19 protein-coding genes and 1 tRNA gene are annotated in these 16,753 nt (G+C 57.7%); 14 read left to right on the top strand and 6 right to left on the bottom strand.

What is annotated here, in order from left to right:
- Window positions 1-56 precede the first annotated feature (56 nt).
- The 3 genes from MDHKLMBL_RS17165 to MDHKLMBL_RS17155 form a co-directional block, all read right to left on the bottom strand.
- Window positions 57-791 carry a reverse transcriptase family protein gene (locus MDHKLMBL_RS17165; protein ID WP_158254290.1) on the bottom strand — a complete coding sequence of 245 codons (735 nt, stop codon included), beginning with the start codon at window positions 789-791 and terminating at the stop codon, window positions 57-59.
- Window positions 792-1,628: 837 nt separating this feature from the next.
- A tRNA-Arg gene (locus tag MDHKLMBL_RS17160) sits at window positions 1,629-1,705 on the bottom strand.
- Window positions 1,706-1,897: 192 nt separating this feature from the next.
- Complete coding sequence (locus tag MDHKLMBL_RS17155; RefSeq protein ID WP_104271570.1) at window positions 1,898-2,443, bottom strand: YaeQ family protein; 546 nt, start codon at window positions 2,441-2,443, stop codon at window positions 1,898-1,900.
- A 75-nt stretch (window positions 2,444-2,518) separates the two neighbouring features.
- Here MDHKLMBL_RS17155 and MDHKLMBL_RS17150 point away from each other — a divergent pair, with 75 nt between their 5' ends.
- From MDHKLMBL_RS17150 to MDHKLMBL_RS17095, 13 genes are all read left to right on the top strand, one after another.
- The gene (locus tag MDHKLMBL_RS17150; protein WP_008169943.1) at window positions 2,519-2,878 is read left to right on the top strand and encodes a CidA/LrgA family protein; all 360 of its coding nucleotides are present in this window, start codon (window positions 2,519-2,521) and stop codon (window positions 2,876-2,878) included.
- Complete coding sequence (locus tag MDHKLMBL_RS17145; protein WP_014575815.1) at window positions 2,868-3,590, top strand: LrgB family protein; 723 nt, start codon at window positions 2,868-2,870, stop codon at window positions 3,588-3,590. Before MDHKLMBL_RS17150 ends, MDHKLMBL_RS17145 begins: the two co-directional genes overlap by 11 nt.
- Before the next feature lie 156 nt (window positions 3,591-3,746).
- Window positions 3,747-4,022: a hypothetical protein gene (locus MDHKLMBL_RS21355; RefSeq protein WP_227507707.1), complete on the top strand. Its 276-nt coding sequence runs from the start codon at window positions 3,747-3,749 to the stop codon at window positions 4,020-4,022.
- A 3-nt stretch (window positions 4,023-4,025) separates the two neighbouring features.
- Complete coding sequence (locus MDHKLMBL_RS17140; RefSeq protein ID WP_369126632.1) at window positions 4,026-5,309, top strand: ABC transporter substrate-binding protein; 1,284 nt, start codon at window positions 4,026-4,028, stop codon at window positions 5,307-5,309.
- A 77-nt stretch (window positions 5,310-5,386) separates the two neighbouring features.
- Window positions 5,387-6,436 (top strand): ABC transporter permease, encoded by a 1,050-nt coding sequence (locus tag MDHKLMBL_RS17135; protein WP_104271568.1) that lies wholly within the window; start codon window positions 5,387-5,389, stop codon window positions 6,434-6,436.
- Window positions 6,433-7,365 (top strand): ABC transporter permease, encoded by a 933-nt coding sequence (locus MDHKLMBL_RS17130; RefSeq protein WP_104271566.1) that lies wholly within the window; start codon window positions 6,433-6,435, stop codon window positions 7,363-7,365. The genes MDHKLMBL_RS17135 and MDHKLMBL_RS17130 overlap by 4 nt, the downstream gene beginning before the upstream one ends.
- A gap of 4 nt (window positions 7,366-7,369) precedes the next feature.
- Window positions 7,370-8,368, top strand: coding sequence for an ABC transporter ATP-binding protein (locus tag MDHKLMBL_RS17125; protein WP_104271564.1), 999 nt, complete (start codon window positions 7,370-7,372; stop codon window positions 8,366-8,368).
- A complete protein-coding gene (locus tag MDHKLMBL_RS17120; protein WP_104271562.1) occupies window positions 8,365-9,375 on the top strand; it encodes an ABC transporter ATP-binding protein in 1,011 nt (336 codons plus the stop codon). Before MDHKLMBL_RS17125 ends, MDHKLMBL_RS17120 begins: the two co-directional genes overlap by 4 nt.
- A 75-nt stretch (window positions 9,376-9,450) precedes the next feature.
- Window positions 9,451-10,365, top strand: a complete 915-nt coding sequence (locus MDHKLMBL_RS17115; protein WP_104271560.1) for a LysR family transcriptional regulator — start codon at window positions 9,451-9,453, stop codon at window positions 10,363-10,365.
- On the top strand, window positions 10,358-11,644 hold the full coding sequence (gene pepQ / locus MDHKLMBL_RS17110; protein ID WP_104271591.1) for a Xaa-Pro dipeptidase: 1,287 nt from the start codon (window positions 10,358-10,360) through the stop codon (window positions 11,642-11,644). The genes MDHKLMBL_RS17115 and pepQ overlap by 8 nt, the downstream gene beginning before the upstream one ends.
- Before the next feature lie 107 nt (window positions 11,645-11,751).
- Window positions 11,752-11,958 (top strand): bacterioferritin-associated ferredoxin, encoded by a 207-nt coding sequence (locus tag MDHKLMBL_RS17105; protein WP_012139146.1) that lies wholly within the window; start codon window positions 11,752-11,754, stop codon window positions 11,956-11,958.
- A gap of 89 nt (window positions 11,959-12,047) precedes the next feature.
- The gene (bfr, locus tag MDHKLMBL_RS17100) at window positions 12,048-12,524 is read left to right on the top strand and encodes a bacterioferritin (protein WP_014575823.1); all 477 of its coding nucleotides are present in this window, start codon (window positions 12,048-12,050) and stop codon (window positions 12,522-12,524) included.
- Between the two features lie 9 nt (window positions 12,525-12,533).
- A complete protein-coding gene (locus tag MDHKLMBL_RS17095) occupies window positions 12,534-13,892 on the top strand; it encodes a phosphohexomutase domain-containing protein (protein ID WP_092033518.1) in 1,359 nt (452 codons plus the stop codon).
- A 143-nt stretch (window positions 13,893-14,035) separates the two neighbouring features.
- On the opposite strand, the gene MDHKLMBL_RS17090 is transcribed toward MDHKLMBL_RS17095, so the two are convergent.
- Window positions 14,036-15,163: a phospholipase A gene (locus tag MDHKLMBL_RS17090; RefSeq protein WP_104271558.1), complete on the bottom strand. Its 1,128-nt coding sequence runs from the start codon at window positions 15,161-15,163 to the stop codon at window positions 14,036-14,038.
- Window positions 15,164-15,174: 11 nt separating this feature from the next.
- Complete coding sequence (locus MDHKLMBL_RS17085; protein WP_014575826.1) at window positions 15,175-15,513, bottom strand: hypothetical protein; 339 nt, start codon at window positions 15,511-15,513, stop codon at window positions 15,175-15,177.
- 202 nt (window positions 15,514-15,715) lie between these two features.
- On the opposite strand from MDHKLMBL_RS17085, the gene MDHKLMBL_RS17080 reads away from it, so the two are divergent.
- Window positions 15,716-16,129 carry a c-type cytochrome gene (locus MDHKLMBL_RS17080; protein ID WP_053114121.1) on the top strand — a complete coding sequence of 138 codons (414 nt, stop codon included), beginning with the start codon at window positions 15,716-15,718 and terminating at the stop codon, window positions 16,127-16,129.
- Window positions 16,130-16,207: 78 nt separating this feature from the next.
- On the opposite strand, the gene MDHKLMBL_RS17075 is transcribed toward MDHKLMBL_RS17080, so the two are convergent.
- Window positions 16,208-16,753: a hypothetical protein gene (locus MDHKLMBL_RS17075; RefSeq protein ID WP_104271556.1), complete on the bottom strand. Its 546-nt coding sequence runs from the start codon at window positions 16,751-16,753 to the stop codon at window positions 16,208-16,210.

The following is a 16,753-nucleotide window of genomic DNA, read 5'->3' as shown; positions in this document are numbered from 1 at the left end:
TGGCTCTGGCACTACAATCACGAACGACCCAATATGGGACTCGGAGGGATTACTCCTCAACAGAAGTTGGCCATGATGGCCTGAGGTCTACTTTTGAACCCCGCTAAAAATGGGGGGATTACCGCTCCATTTACCCGAATTCCAAATACATCAATTAAGCCGGTGTCGCGAAGAGTGCCTGACTTTGACTCATTAATCCTAAAGCCATTGCGCTCTATTATTCTAATGGCTGCCTTTGCGTATTTCTCGATGGGAAATTTTGAATCAGGGTGAGAGATCGTAATATCGTCAATGAAGCGGGTGTATCTCGCTCCTGAGTCCGAAATGTGCCGGACCAGACTTGGCTCATCATTAAAGAAAATTAGATTTGATAAAGCCACACTGGTCGGGGCGCCCTGAGGAAGATTGAAGTCGTCTTTTGCGCAAATTCTGGTTAGAAGATCGGAGACTTCAGGTGAATAGTGGAAGAATTCTGTAAAGACCTCATAAATTTGATGGAACAATATATTGTCAAAAAAGCTATCTATGTCTAGTTGTGCGACAACGCTTGAAGGGCAATGAACGGTGGCGCATTTGATGTAGTCTCTCGAATCAAGCGTGTCTCTTATGCCACCGTAGAGGTACGGCGGGTATAATACAGCTCGAAAAATCCGTGAATTGATTTTCTTTTGAATAGCCTTCAGGTCTGGATGAGGATCATAAACTATTCGAGTCCCGCCGTTTCTTTTGGGCTTTCTGAGCTCAAAATATCTTCCATCAAACGGCTGAGCGAGGTCTTGGAGGTGTGCCACCGACGTAGTGAGTGCGGACGCCAGTTTGTCTATGGAAGTTATAGCTCCTCGTGGTGAGCTAGCTTTGTAATGATCAATAGCGAAGACTCCATTCGTACGCCCGTAAATGTATTGACCCTGCTCCCCGGGACACCGGCCACCGCTTCTCCGAGTGAGCTAGCAAACCAAAATAAAGCGTAAGCGAGAAACGGAGGAGCAAGGCCAATCCTCGGGACGCAGTTTAGGTTCAGCTCTAGGCTTCGCCAGATCCCGGTTGGACTGCTATGCAGTCGAGCAAAAATGCTCATCTTCCCGCTTTATTGTAAGGTCTATTCGCACACTCGCTGGGCGGATGTTTACGCCCATGCTCAAATCATCCTCACATTTTTAACGCTACTACTCAACCAATAATTTTTCCCGCCACGACCCTCTGTTCTCAATCTCCGGCACAGCGTAATTCAGCTTTTCAATTGTTGTAGGTAAGTGGTGTGGTCAACTAATTCCGGACAACCCATTTTGGAAAGCGAAAAAGGTCCGCTTTGTGGTCGATCTGAATGTCCGCTTTGCGACCAAAGCTGAAAATGTCTGCTTGGATGGCGCAACGTTGCTGTGCCATGAAGAGAGTCAGGTGAAGACAGTGCAAAGGTCACGTCGGTAGGTTGCGATGCATTCACCTAAATTAACTGGGCACTGCTAGGGCACCATTTGGGCACAGGCGCAACAATCGAGAAAAATTCCCGCTTTTAATCTTCCCGTGCAAAGGTCACTGATTGAGTCGGAGGTGTTCGGACTGGTCAGGCGTGAGCGATACAGGTGAGGGTGTTTTCTTGGTGATAACTTATTGATTTGCCAAGTTAATGGCCCGCCCGTCAGGATTCGAACCTGAGACCTTCGCCTCCGGAGGGCGACGCTCTATCCAGCTGAGCTACGGGCGGATTTCAACAAGTTTGGCATGTTTGACCGTTGCCTTCGGTTCCGGATTTTTTCTCTGGCCCTCCTCCGGAGGGCAACGCTCTATCCAGCTGAGCTACGGGCGCTTCGAGCTCGACGATGGCTCGCCGATTTCGAGTGCGCAATCTTACGTGCGAAGCAGGTCGCTGTCCAGTCCCGGAAGGCAAGTCCTGCCATCAGTTTTGGGGCAGGCGCTGCTCGGGGGTGATCGTTACCAGATTGTTGTCATTGCTGAAGGTCACCTCGCCATCCTGGATGGTCACCTGGAAGCTCATGGACCGGTCCGCGAGGGCGGCCAGCGCCTCAGTGTCATCGCCGGGCAGGTGGATGATGGTGAGGTTGTCGAAACGCTCCAGCTTGCCATGATGTTTGTCCCACCAGACCGGGAAGGCGCGGTCGCCATAGGTGTACAGGATCACTTTTTCTGCGCGGTTGCAGGCCTTTCTCAGTCGATCCTCTTCCGGCAGGCCCAATTCAACCCACACTTCAATCTCGCCCGTCAGGTCTTTCTGCCACAGCTCTGGCTCATCATCGGTGCTCAGGCCTTTGGTAAATTCGAGGGTGTCGCCGGCGTTCAGGGCAAAGGCAAGCAGCCGGATCATCACGCGCAGGTCCGTTTCCGACGGATGCTGGGCGATGGTCAATTGATGATCCGCGTAGTAGTGACGGTCCATGTCGGCGATGTTGAGCGTCGCCTTGAGGATGGTTGCTTTGAGCGCCATGGGCTTCCTGCATTGGTATCGGGATAGGGGTTTGGGCTAGTGTAATGCAATTCTTTCCCGGGTGAGTGTAAGCGCATGCCGATGTTGCGTGGTTTTCTGGTTCTGGTGCTGTTTTTTATTCTTGGCGAGTCTGTGCGCCTGCTGCTGGCGTTGCCGGTGAGTGGCGGCGTGCTGGGGATGGTGGTCATTACCTTCACGCTGATGCTTAAAGGCAACGTGAGTGATGATCTTGCTCGGGCCAGCCAGGGGCTTATATCGGTGCTGGTGCTCTTGATCATGCCGGGGGTGGTGGGTGTGTTTTTCACGGCGAACCAGTTCTCCGGGCAGTGGCTGGCGGTTGCGGCGGCATTGCTGGTGGGCACCTTTCTCAGTGTGCTGACTACCTTGTTGTTGATGAAGGCGGTGACGAAAAGAGGCGTTAGCGATGGTGAGTGAGCTCCTTGCGCGCTTCCAGGCCCTGCCGGAGTCGCTTGCCGCCACCCCGATTCTTGCGATCGGTTTGACCCTCGGTGCCTTTTTTGCCGGCAACTGGCTGTTCTCCCGCATTGGCCGGCCTATCTGGCTGCCGCCGGTTGTTTTGTCTGCGTGTCTTTTATCTGGCTTCATCGCGTTGGCGGTGGATTACCAGGATTACCAACAGGGCGCGCGGTGGCTGACGGTGTTGCTGGGGCCTGCCACCGTCGCACTCGGGATTCCCTTGTACCAGCAGATGCACCATATCCGTGCCATGTGGCGCCCGATTGTGGTCACGCTGCCGATTGCCGCCACCATGGCGGCGGTTTACGCCGTGGTGATTGGCTGGGCTCTGGGGGCCACACCGGAGGTCCTGGCATCGCTGGCGCCCAAGTCGGTTACTGCGCCTATCGCCATCGGTATTACCGAGCAGTTGGGCGGTTCGGTGCCCCTGATGATGGGCGGGCTCCTGATCACGGGCGTGGTGGCAACCCTCTTCGTTGACCTGCTCGCGCGGCTTTTGCCTGTTGAGGACGAACGGATTCTGGGCTTTGCCCTGGGGCTGAATGGCCATGCCATCGGAACCGCGAGGGCGTTTGAAATCAGCCATAGCGCCGGCGCGTTTGCGTCTCTGGGAATGGGACTTACCGGTGTGTTTACTGCCCTGATCCTGCCTCTGGTTTTCCGGCTGTAAGTCTGCGCCAAATCAGGTCATTCACCTGGCGTATAGCCCCATGTCGCAATTTCGATTGCCCTAAGTGTTTTCCGAGACTAGCTTGTTGGCCAGGCATTCGGCGCCGTTCTGCGCCGATGTTCCGTGAAAATTCCTAAAACAGCGACGGAAAACGCGATGAAAAAACTGATTGCAGCATTTGTCGGTTCCATGGCCCTGGCGGCGGCGCCGGTAGCCCTGTCTGCCGAGGCGACCAAGGAACTGAAGATGGCGTACGACGCCGACCCCGTGACCCTCGACATTCATGAGCAGCTGTCTGGTGGCATTCTCCAGCTGTCTCATATGACCTTTGATCCGCTGTTGCGCTGGACCAAGGATCTTGGTTTCGAGCCGCGCCTGGCAGAGAGCTGGACCCGGGTTGATGAAAACACCATGCGCTTCAAACTCCGTTAGGGCGTGAAGTTCCATTCCGGCAACGAGCTGACGACCGCGGATGTGAAGTTCACTTTCGACCGCCTGAAGCAGAGCCAGGATTTCAAGGCCATCTTCAAGCCCTTCAGCGGCATCAACATCATCGATGATTACACCTTCGAGCTGGTCACCAGTGAGCCCTATCCGCTGCTGCTGAACACCGCCACCTATATCTTCCCGTTCGACAGCGAGTTCTACAGCGGCCAGACCGAAGACGGCAAAGACAAGAGCGCCATCCTCAAACATGGCAACTCGTTCGCATCCGAGAATCTGTCGGGCACCGGCCCTTACACCGTGACCGAACGCAAGCAGGGTGTCCGCGTCGAGTTCGAGCGCTTCGACGACTACTGGGATACCGAGTCCCCGGGTAACGTCGGCAAGATCGTGCTGACTCCGATCAAAGAGAACAACACCCGGGTTTCTGCGCTGCTGTCCGGTGGTGTCGACTTTATCGCCCCGGTTCCGCCCAATGATCTGGAGCGGATCCGCAACGACAAGAACGCCAACCTGGTCACCATGAGTGGCACCCGCATCATCCTGTTCCACATGAACCAGGAGCGAGTGGAAGCCTTCAAGAACCCGAAGGTTCGCCAGGCGATTGCCTATGCCATCAACCAGGAAGGCATTGCCGCCAAGATCATGAAAGGCTTCGCCACCCCTGCTGCCCAGATGTCGCCTGAAGGCTACCAGGGCTATAACGAGTCCCTGACACCGCGCTTCGATGTGGCCAAGGCCCAGGAGCTGATGAAGGAAGCCGGTTACGAGGACGGTTTCACAATCACCATGATGGCGCCGAACAACCGCTACGTGAACGACGACAAGATCGCTCAGGCAGTGGCTGCCATGCTGGCGCGCATCAACATCAAGGTGGATCTGAAAACCCTGCCAAAGGCCCAGTACTGGCCGGAGTATGACAACCGCGCCGCTGACATGATGATGATCGGCTGGCACGCGGATACCGAGGACTCCGCCAACTTCTACGAGTTCCTGACCTTCTGCCCGGATGCCGACACTGGCGCTGGCCAGTACAACGCCGGTAACTACTGCAACCCGGAAATCGACGCCCTGGTACAGAAGGCCAACGTCGAGACCGACCTGGACAAGCGTGCCGCCATGCTGCAGGAAGTGGAACAGCGTCTGTACGATGATGCCGCCTTTGTTCCGCTGCACTGGCAGGACCTGGCCTGGGCCTCCAAGAAGAACGTGAATATTGAGCCGGTGCTCAATGTCATGAACTTCCCGTACCTGGGTGATCTGGTTGTTGAGTAACTGCCTTTGATGGCCGGCCGGCGCTGGAGTGATCCGGCGCCGGCCTTTTGTTTGCAAGCCTTATCCGGAAGCTTTCCATGTTAGCGTTTTTGGTTCAGCGGATTTCCCAGGCGTTTCTGGTCATGTTTGTGATCAGCGTGATTGCCTTTGCCATTCAGGATGGCCTCGGGGACCCGCTTCAGGAAATGGTGGGGATGTCCGTCTCCGAAGAGGAGAGGGAAGCCATTCGAGAGGAGCTTGGCCTGAACGACCCGATGGTGGTGCAGTACCTGCGGTTTGCAGGCAATGCGCTCCAGGGCGACCTGGGCAACTCCTATTTCTACAGCAAGCCGACCCTGGAAGTGATCGCCGAGCACCTGCCGGCGACGCTGGAGCTGGTCATCGGTGCCAGTCTGATTATTGTGTTTCTTTCCGTGCCGATTGGTGTCTATGCCGCTATCCGGCCCCAGGCATGGTTATCCAAATTCTTTATGGGCGTCAGTACCGTGGGTATTTCCATCCCGGTGTTCCTGACGGCCATTGTGCTGATTCAGCTGTTCTCCATTGGTGTGACGGTGAACTGGTTTCCGTCCGATACCGGGTGGGGGCAGTGGCTGAACGACTTCTTTTCCACTGAGGGCGGCCTGCCCTCTTACGGGCGTGGTGATGAGCTGACTCACCTGTTCGCCACCTGGGAATCGGGCTTCTTCACCGGTACCGGTCTGATGCACCTGATCCTACCGTCGGTGTCGCTGGCCTCGATCATGCTGCCGCTGTTTATCCGGCTGATCCGGGCCGAGATGATGGAAGTGCTGCAGAGCGACTATGTGCGTTACGCCCGGGCCAAGGGCCTGAGCGCCGGCCGCATCAACTTCCTGCACGCACTCAAGAACACCATGCTTCCGGTGATCACCGTGGGTGGCGTGCAGATCGGCATTATGGTGGCGTACACCATCCTTACGGAAACCGTGTTCCAGTGGCCGGGCGTGGGCCTGATGTTCCTGGAGGCCATTACCCGCAGTGACATTCCGCTGATCGTGGCTTACCTGATGGTGGTGGGCCTGATTTTCGTGGTTACCAATACCCTGGTGGATCTGATCTACGGTCTGGTGAATCCCACCGTCAAACTGACAGGAAAGAAAGCATGACAACGGCAACGGTTTCCCGCTGGTACCGCTTCCGCGAGTCCTTCTTCTGGTACAGCTTCAAGCGCGACAAGGTGGCGATTGTCAGCTTTGCCGTGCTGCTGCTGATGGTGCTGGCGGCGGTGTTCGCGCCCCTGCTGGCGCCCGCCGATCCCTACGATCTGGCGCAGATCAACATTATGAATTCTGAGCTGCCCCCGGTGGGCATGAGCGGAGCCGATCCGGCATTTCCTCTGGGCACCGACGCCCAGGGCCGGGATCTGCTGTCCACGATTCTTTACGGTACCCGGGTGTCCCTGATGATCGGTTTCGGGGCGGTGGTCCTGCAGGCGTTTCTGGGCATTCTGTTCGGTCTCCTCGCCGGCTACCTGGGTGGCAAGGTCGATGCGGTGCTGATGCGCATTGCCGATGTGCAGCTGTCCTTCTCCACTCTGATGGTTGCCATCATCGTGGGCGCAGTGTTCAAGGCCAGCTTCGGTAACCTGATGTTCGGTGAGATCGCCATTTACATGCTGATCTTCATCATCGGTGTTGCCGAGTGGCCCCAGATTGCCCGGACCGTTCGTGCTTCGGTGCTGGCGGAAAAGAAGAAGGAGTACGTGGATGCGGCCAAGGTGATGGGTTTCGGGACCCGTCGGATCATGTTCCGGCACATCCTGCCCAATACGCTGTCGCCCATCTTCGTTATCGCCACGGTCCAGATCGCCAACGCCATTATCTCCGAGGCGGCGCTGTCGTTCCTGGGGCTTGGCATGCCGGAGACCCAGCCGTCGCTGGGCTCGCTGATCAAATCCGGCTTTGACTACATCCAGGGCGGTTCCTGGTGGATCACCCTGATCCCGGGCCTGGTGCTGGTGGTGCTCGTGCTGGTCATCAACCTGTTGGGTGACTGGTTGCGGGATGTGATGAACCCACGGCTGTACAAGGGGTAACACCATGGCACTGTTGGAAGTAAAAGATCTTGATGTACGTTTTGCCGTGCGTGGTGGCGACCTGACAGCGCTGCGCGGCATCAGCTTCAGCCTGGACAAGGGCGAGCGCCTGGGCCTGGTGGGGGAGTCCGGTGCCGGCAAGTCGGTGGCTGCCTTTTCCATCCTGAACCTGATTGCCAAGCCGGGCTACATCGCCGGCGGACAGATCCTGTTCGAGGGCAGGGACCTCGCCGCCATGAGCGAGCGGGAGCTGCGCCGAATCCGTGGTAACCGTATCGCCATGATCTTCCAGGATCCGATGATGACCCTGAACCCGGTCCTCACCATCGGAACCCAGATGGTGGAGGCTCTCCTTGCCCATCGGAAAATCAGTAAAAAAGAAGCCCGTGCCATTGCTCTGGACCGGCTGCAGAAGGTGCAGATTCCTTCTCCGGAGAAGCGTCTCGATCAATACCCCCATGAGCTGTCCGGGGGCATGCGCCAGCGGGTGATCATTGCCATCGCCCTGCTGCTGGATCCGGAAATCATCATCGCGGATGAGCCCACGACGGCTCTGGATGTCACCATTCAGGCGGAAATCATGGATCTGCTACTGAACCTGTGCGAACAGGAGAACGTGGCGTTGATGCTGATTACCCACGATCTGGGCGTGGTTTCCCAGGTGACCCAGCGAATGCTGGTCATGTACTCCGGCCGGATTATCGAGCAGGGGCCGACCCGGGAAATTATCAACGATGCCCAGCACCCCTACACCCAGGGGCTGATCAACGCGCTGCCCCAGATGGGCGAGCCCGGCGAGCGGCTGTTCCAGATTCCCGGCTCCATGCCATCGTTGAAGAACGTGCCCTCCGGCTGTCCGTTCCATCCCCGCTGCAACTTCGCCACCGAGCAGTGCAAGCAGGCCATGCCGGAGTATGTGCGCTCGGGCAATGTGAATGTGGCCTGTTACGAAGTTGCCAACCTGATTGAACAGGAGAAACGCATGCAGGAGGCCGAATCATGACCTCCCCTCTGGTAAGTATCAGCGGTCTCGAGAAACGCTTTGACCTGTCCGGCAGCCTGCTGGAGCAGATCACCTTTGAGGGTGGACGCTTCCGCCGCAAACAGGAGGCTGTCCACGCCATCAACGGCGTGGACCTGGAAGTGCAGAAGGGCGAGGCCCTGTGCGTGGTGGGCGAATCCGGCTGTGGCAAGTCGACCGTGGCCCGAACCGTGATGGGGTTGCTCTCGCCCAGCGCCGGCGAGATTCACTACGACGGCCAGCGCATCGACAATCTGGAGCGCAAGGATTCACTGCCGTACCGGCGCAAGATGCAGATGATCTTCCAGAATCCCTATGCGTCCCTGAACCCGCGCATGACCATCCAGCAGACCCTGGAGGAGCCGATCCGGTTCCATCATCCGGACTGGTCCCCGGTGCAGGTGCGGGACAAGATCCATGAGGTGATGCATTCGGTGGGCATTGATCAGGACTGGGGCAACCGCTTCGGCCACGAATTCTCCGGTGGCCAGCGCCAGCGGATCGCCATTGCCCGGGCCCTGGCAGTTGATCCGGAGTTCATCGTGGCCGACGAGCCGATCTCGGCCCTGGACGTCTCGATCCAGGCCCAGGTGCTGAACCTTCTGATGGACGCCCAGGAAAGCAGGGGCTTGACCTACCTGTTTATTACCCACGATCTGGCGGTGGTGGAGCATTTCGGCACCCGGGTTGCCGTCATGTACCTTGGGCGGGTTTGTGAGCTGGCGGATACAAAAACGCTGTTTTCCGCGCCCCGACATCCCTACACCCAGGCGCTGTTGTCGGCTATTCCGAAACTGGAGGATGATCGCCCCAACCACATCCGCCTGAAAGGAGAGGTGCCCACGCCGGTGAACCTGCCGTCGGGCTGTGTCTTCCACGGTCGGTGTCCCTACGCCAACGAGCGCTGCCGGCAGGAAATTCCGCAGCTGATCACCACGGATGGCGGTACCCAGGTGGCCTGCCACGCGGTGGAAGAGGGCCGGTTGTAACGGCGCCGCTGCGATAGGCTATGATGCCAGCAGCAGAACTCGCATCGATACAACGACATACCCTCAGGGGACTCCATGGAAGTAAGCTGGTTGGAAGATTTTCTGGCGCTGGCCCGAACGCGCCATTTTTCACGTGCTGCCGAGTTGCAGCACGTGAGCCAGCCTACGTTCAGCCGCCGGATCAAATTATTGGAAGAAGCCATGGGCAGCACGCTGGTCAACCGCCAGACGCTGCCGCTCTTGCTGACGCCTGCTGGCGAGATATTCCGGGAGCTGTGCGAGCGAATCACCCGGGATGTCCGGGATACCCGTGATCGAATCAGCGCCCTTGAAGCCGAGGTGTCTGCCAGGATCAGTGTGGGTTCCACGCAGGGTCTGTTTTCGCACTTTTACCAGGGCTGGGCGAAAGACGCGGGCATTGCCGAGCGTTTGCAGCTAAATCTGAATGCCACCAGTTGGGTGGGGGAGCAGTTTCTGGAGGCGCTGGACAGTGGCGAGTGTGATCTGGTGCTGTGCTATTGGCATCCCGATCTGCCCTGGGGCGGGAGGCTGACTGCCGATAGTTACGACTGGCTGGTGCTGGCTCGCGAATCCCTGGTTCCGGTCAGTGTTGCTGGCGATCAGGGGCATCCGCGGTTTGCCTTGCCGGGCAGCCCGGAACAGCCGGTACCGCTGATCGCTTATCACAGTCGTGGTTTCCTGCAATCGGCGATTGAGGGCCATCTTGCCCGCAACAGGTTGACGGCCAATCTGTTACCCCTGAACGAGAACACCCAGTCCGCCAGCATCAAGGCGCTGGTGAAGCAGGGGTTCGGTATGGGGTGGTTGCCCCGGCGCATGACAGAAAAAAGCGAACAGTTCGGCAGTCTGGTGCGAGCCGGTGACGAAGGCTGGGATGTCCCCCTGGAAATTCGCCTGATCCGTCTCCGTGACACCCGGTCGGACGATCTTTTAACGCTCTGGAAAACACTGGAAGATGGCCATGCCTGATGATGCGCTGTTGTCGCTGCAGACCGATCACCTGAAAGAACTGCAGGCCCGATACGAATCGGCCCTGGCAGAGCATGGCTACGACAGCCTGCTTATTGCTTCCGGCGCCGCGCCTTACCGTTATGGAGATGACCAGGCCTGGCATTTCCAGGGTTATGGTCCGTTTCTGCACTGGACCGGGCTGGCCGGTCGCGAACACTGCTGGCTCTGGATCCGGGCCGGGCACAAGCCCGTGCTCTGGCTGTTCGAACCGGTCGACTTCTGGCACGCCAATTCGCCACTGGCGGAAGAGCCCTGGCAGCAATTCATCGAGGTTCGCAGCAGTGCCTCACCCGAGGCCCCGTTGCTGGATGATCCGGAAAGTCTTGCGGTGATCGGGGATCCTGCCCTGATATCGAATATTCCGGGTGAGAAAAACCCGGAGGCTCTGTTGAGGGATCTGGACGAGACCCGCGTGTGCAAAACGCCCTACGAAATCGAGTGTCTCGCACAGGCGAACCGACTGGCTCTGGCAGGCCACGCGGCGGCCCGGGACGCGTTCCTGGCCGGCGAGAGCGAGTTTGGCATCAACCTGGCCTACCAGCAGGCAACCGGTCAGCGGGAAGCCGAAGCGCCTTATCACAGCATTATCGGGCTGAACGAGCACGCCGGGACGTTGCACTACCAGTATTACGATACGCAGCCGCCGGGGCAGACCCGTAGCCTGCTGATCGATGCCGGGGTCCGTTTTCGGGGCTACTGCTCCGATATCACCCGTACCACGGCAGGTCCGGAAGAGTCGCACTTCGCAGCGCTGATCCACGGTCTCGACCGGCTCCAGGTCAGGCTCTGCGACATGGTCGCGCCCGGGGTGGACTACATCGACATCCATCGCAAGGCCCATCAGGGGCTTGCCGCCCTGCTGTCGGCCACCGGTCTGGTTACCGGCCTGGATGACGAGGGTATCGTCGAAAAGGGCATCACCCGTGTATTCTTCCCCCATGGCATCGGTCACTTCCTGGGCGTCCAGGTGCACGACGTGGCTGGAAAACCAACGCCGCCTCCGGACGACGCGCCGTTTCTCCGTCTCACCCGCCGGCTTGAACCCGGTATGGTGGTAACCATCGAGCCGGGTCTCTATTTCATTCCGTCGCTGCTGGATCCACTGCTGGAAGGCGAGCTGGGGCAATATTTAAACCGGGAGCTGATTGGGCGGCTGAGAGGCTGCGGCGGAATCCGTATCGAGGACAACGTGGTGGTTACCGACGCAGGTTCGCGGAATCTGACCCGGGGTTTGTGAGTCTCGCAACACAAAAGTTGCACAAATTTAAGCCAGAAGGCTTGCATTTCTAGATGCCAATGACAATAATTATCACTAACTTTTATTGTCATTGGTGAGTCACTGCTATGTACGTTTGCCTTTGCCACGGCGTAACCGACCGGGAAATTCGCGAAGCTGCCGATAACGGCGTGTCATCCATGCGCCAGCTTGGCAAAGAGCTGGGTGTGGGCACCCAGTGTGGACGCTGTGCCTGCACCGCCCGCGAAATCCTGCGCGAGAGCCGCACGCCCGATTACCTGGCCATGGCCAACATGCTCGCCCAGCCTGCCTGACCGGCACGATTGGCCGGTTCTGTTTTTCTCCTGCGCCATAAGGGGCTATCCTAAGACACTGATTCATTCGGCCATCAGGGAGCCCGACCATGAAAGGCGATAAAAAGGTCATCCAGCACTTGAACAAGGTCCTCGGCAACGAGCTGACCGCGATCAACCAGTACTTTCTCCATTCCCGCATGTACAAGGATTGGGGTATTACCAAGCTGGCCGCCAAGGAATACGAAGAATCCATCGACGAGATGAAGCATGCAGACCAGCTTATCGAGCGGATCCTGTTCCTCGAAGGGCTGCCCAATCTCCAGGATCTGAACAAATTGCTGATCGGCGAAAACGTCGAGGAAATGATCTCCTGCGATCTCAAACTGGAAGAAATTGCCCACACCGACCTGAAAGAAGCGATCCTCTACTGCGAGGAAGTGCAGGATTTCACCAGCCGTGAACTGTTCCGCAGCATTCTCGATAGTGAAGAAGAGCACATCGACTGGCTGGAAACCCAGCTGGAAATGATTTCCCAGATGGGCATCCAGAACTACATCCAGCTTCAGTCATCCGCCGCGGAGTAATTTCAGACAATGGACTTGTCCTGTTTTAAAGCCTACGACCTGCGAGGCCGGGTGCCGGATCAACTGAATCCGGTCCTTGCTGAAAAAATCGGACGCGCTTACGTGGAAATCACTGGCGCGAAAAAAGTCATCGTGGGCTACGACATCCGGCTGTCCAGTCCCGACATTGCCGAGGCACTCAGCTCCGGCCTCATGGCCGCCGGCGCGGATGTGTTTGATATCGGCCTGTGCGGCACCGAGCAGGTGTATTTTGCCACCAGCCATTACAAGATGGACGGCGGCATTATGGTGACTGCCAGCCACAATCCCAAAGATCACAACGGCATGAAAATGGTCGGCCCTGAATCCCGGCCTATCAGCTCCGATAACGGTCTGAACGAGATCCGCGACCGGGTGCTGGAGCCATTCGGTGATGCACCTCAGCAGGGTCGCTACGAACCACTTGAGGTGATGAGCGCCTACGTGGACCATCTCCTGGGGTATATCGATGCCGGTTCGCTCAGCCCGCTGACCATTGTCTGCAACGCCGGTAACGGCGGCGCCGGCCTGGTGATCGATGAACTCGAACAGCACCTGCCCTTTGAATTCGTGAAAGTGCACCACCAGCCAGACGGCCATTTTCCCAACGGCGTACCGAACCCGATCCTCCCGGAAAACCGGGCGGCGACGGCCGACGCCGTTATCGCGGAAGGCGCTGCCATGGGCATCGCCTGGGATGGCGACTACGACCGCTGCTTCTTCTTCGACGAAAACGGCCGTTTCATAGAGGGGTACTACATTGTTGGTTTGCTCGCCGACCAGTTCCTGCGCAAAACCGGCGGCGGCAAGGTCATCCATGACCCCCGTCTGACCTGGAACACCCTTGATCTGGTGAAAGCCGCCGGTGGCGAAGCCATCGAGAGCAAGACCGGCCACGCCTTCATCAAACAGAGAATGCGTGACGAAGATGCCGTGTATGGTGGCGAAATGAGCGCCCACCACTACTTCCGCGACTTCGCCTATTGCGACAGCGGCATGATCCCCTGGCTGCTGGTTGCCGAACGCCTCTGCCAGTCCGGCCAGACCCTGTCGTCGCTCATCGATGCCCGAATCGAAGCCTACCCCGCCAGCGGCGAAATCAACCGCACCATCGATGATCCCCCCAAGGTCATCGCTGCGATTGAAGCCAAATACAGCGTTGGCGCCAAAAGCGTCAGCCACGTGGACGGCGTAAGCATCGAATTCGACGACTGGCGCTTCAACCTACGAATGTCCAACACCGAGCCGGTTGTACGGTTGAACGTAGAATCGCGGGCGGATATTCCGTTGATGGAAGAGAAGACGGAAGAATTGCTGGCAGAAATGCAGAGATTGAACGAGGAGAGGTAACTCCTTTTTTTGGGGCCGAGTGGGACGCTTGTCCTCATGAAACTGTGCGGAGCCAGGGATGGCGGAGCCCAAGCGTCACAGGGATGTGCCGTTAGGAGCGTGTTTCAGGAGGACAAGCGTCCCAGTCGGTCTTGCACCTGAAGTCAGAGCCAGTCGTTCAGCATAATCCCGATACCGAACCGCTGAATCCGGTGGTTATAGTCGATCAGACTCTCCCCATACCCGTTGTAGTACTGGAAGAACCCCTTAACCGTATCCCCCATTGGGAAACTGTACCCGAACTCCACCGACGTCTTGTTATCATCCGACCGCAGGTTATTCATCAGCCGCAACGAAAACGTCCGATCCTCGGTCAGCTTGTATACCGCATGGTAATTGGCATACCCCAGGTAGCGCTGGATGTCCGCATTATCATCGTCATTGTTCTCCGGAATCCGATACCAGGGCTGGACCATAAAGAGCCAGCGATCATAACTGTACGCGGCTGAGCCCATGATGCGATTCCAGCTCCGGGACTTCGGTTCAGACTGCCCGTTGGACTGGTGATTGAATCCGAGGGTCACGCCATTCAGTCGGCCCGGTCCGATATCCCAGTCGGTCTGGTATCGGGCGAATATCTCCGGCTCGTAGTTGGTTTCCCGGAAAGGCGCGGAGTCGTCCTGGTTGTACACCTGCCAGAACGAGGTCTGGGTATAGCCAAACCAGAGTGTTGTGCGGTCATCCAGAATTCCCGTCAGCAGTGGGACCTTGAAACTGATCTGGTACTTGGCTTCTTCCCGTTCCAGGTCGTAGTCATAACCGATGGACCCTAGCCGGGGACTGGATGGCGATTCGTTCGGGTCTTTCACCCAGCTCACCGGCAGGATGTAGGTGGGCCGGTGCCCCACAAAGCTGCCGGAAAAGGAAAACACGGCTTTCTCGGCGGCCACATAGCGGTCCACCAAGGCAGACATAACGCCTGCGTCGGAATCGCCTTCCAAGGCACTGCCGGCAACGGCATCGAGATCTTTACCATTGGGCGCCAGTTGCTCCGCGCTCTTCTCGGCCTGTTCCTTGGCGCTTTCCGATGCCTGGGCCTGGCTCTCAGTGGGTTTGTAGAGGCTGTCAAAACAGGCCAGTCGCTTGATGCCATCGTCAATCAGGGCGCACTGTTCGGGTGAATCAATGGAGGGCGCTTCCTCAGTCTGTGCCGACACGTTTACAGGCACCGACAGCATCAACGAGAAGGTAATGATGGCCGTGGGCGGCGCCAACAGGTGTGGGGATGTCATCAGGTGCTCTCCTAGCTGGCGGTCAGACTGAACCAGGTGTTGGCAATGCCATAGATCCAGACGCCGATCAGGGTGACGGCCAGAAGTGAGAAAATAACCTTGTGCTTGAACCGGTTGCCACTTTCCGCCGAGGCTACCCAGCGCAGGTACATGAGGCCGATAAAGCTGATGAAGACCCCGAGGCTGGCGAAGGCTGGAATCAGCAGCCAGCCGGCGCTGATGGTCTGACCGTCGCTGGTCTGGCTGGAAAACCACCCCATGGAAGCCAGCAAAACGGCAAGCGCCGTAAATTCGGCAATCAGCAGCGGTTTGCGCAACGGGTGGGGTGAAGTCGGTTCCGAATTGGTCATGGAAACAGGTCCTGAATGATGAAACGTCGGCGAACACCATGGTAACCGGATTGTTCGCGAAACACCCTCTGACTTACGAAATCGCAATTAAAATGGTTGAAATCAATTTATGATTTTGCTGTTTGGTTTTTTTGCCGGGTTTCAGTCGCTATAATGCGGCGACCGAAGATTATAACGCTCAAATGCGAGGTGCATTGTGAAGATGAAGAGAGTCCTGGCTGCTGTGTTGGTCGTTGCAGGCCTGACAGCTAGCGCCGTAATGGCAAGCGTCGAAGATGAAATCCGTGCACGTATCCAGCCGGTTGGCGAAGTGTGTCTGCAGGGTGACGAATGTGGCAGTGCTGCTGCTCCGACCGAGACCGCCAGCTCTGGTCCTCGTTCAGGTAGCGAAGTGTATGACGCGGTTTGCATGGCGTGTCACACCACCGGTGCTGCTGGTGCACCTGTGATTGGTGATGCCGATGCCTGGGCTCCTCGCATCGATAAAGGGCTGGACACTCTGGTCAGTCACGCGATCAATGGCTTCAATGCCATGCCTGCAAAGGGCGGTTGTGCAAGCTGTCCGGATGAAGAAATTCAGGCGGCTGTCGAGCACCTGGTGGCAGAAAGTCAGTAAGGCTATTTTGAGTAAAAGAAAAGCCCCCGATATTCGGGGGCTTTTTCTTATGGCCTTTCGGCCTTCCGGTTTAGGCGGTCAGGGGAGCGGTTTACGCCTCAGCTCGCCGACTATAATCGCTGTTTCGCCGGAGGCGGTTTGCAGGCTGATCGACCAGCTCTGATGTTCTGGTTCCTGGTGATGCATGCTCTCCATCGCTGCCAGGCGTGGGTCTAGCCAGCCAAAACTGGCACTTTGCGACAGCACTGCCCATCTGTCACTCTCCTCAACGGGCGTTCCCGAGAGAGTGGGGGCGTTTGGCAGAGACCGCCAGCTCGGGCTTTCGGTATTGACCATGACGGTCTTGCCAGTAAACCTGAGAAATGCCTCGTCTTGGGTTCCCAATACTGTCAGAGGGGTGTCGCCCCGGTAGCTCAACAGGATGCCCGGGCGTGGGGCATCCAGAATCATCGCGTTCAATCCCTGAATGTTCGGCTGCTCGGTAATGCGGGCCTGCACGATCTCAGAGGGAGCGCCCTCTGCGTCGGGTGCCCCATGCGCCCCCGCTGGCGAGGAAGCCAGCAGGGGCATCAGGCCGAACAAAACCAGTGGCAAGCCGCCAGTACTGATCCGTCCGTTTTTCAT

The organism is Marinobacter flavimaris, from assembly GCF_002933295.1.
In the GTDB taxonomy this organism is placed as follows: Bacteria; Pseudomonadota; Gammaproteobacteria; order Pseudomonadales; family Oleiphilaceae; genus Marinobacter; species Marinobacter flavimaris.
Note: the sequence above shows the minus strand (reverse complement) of the source record. Positions and strands in the feature narration are given on the sequence as shown.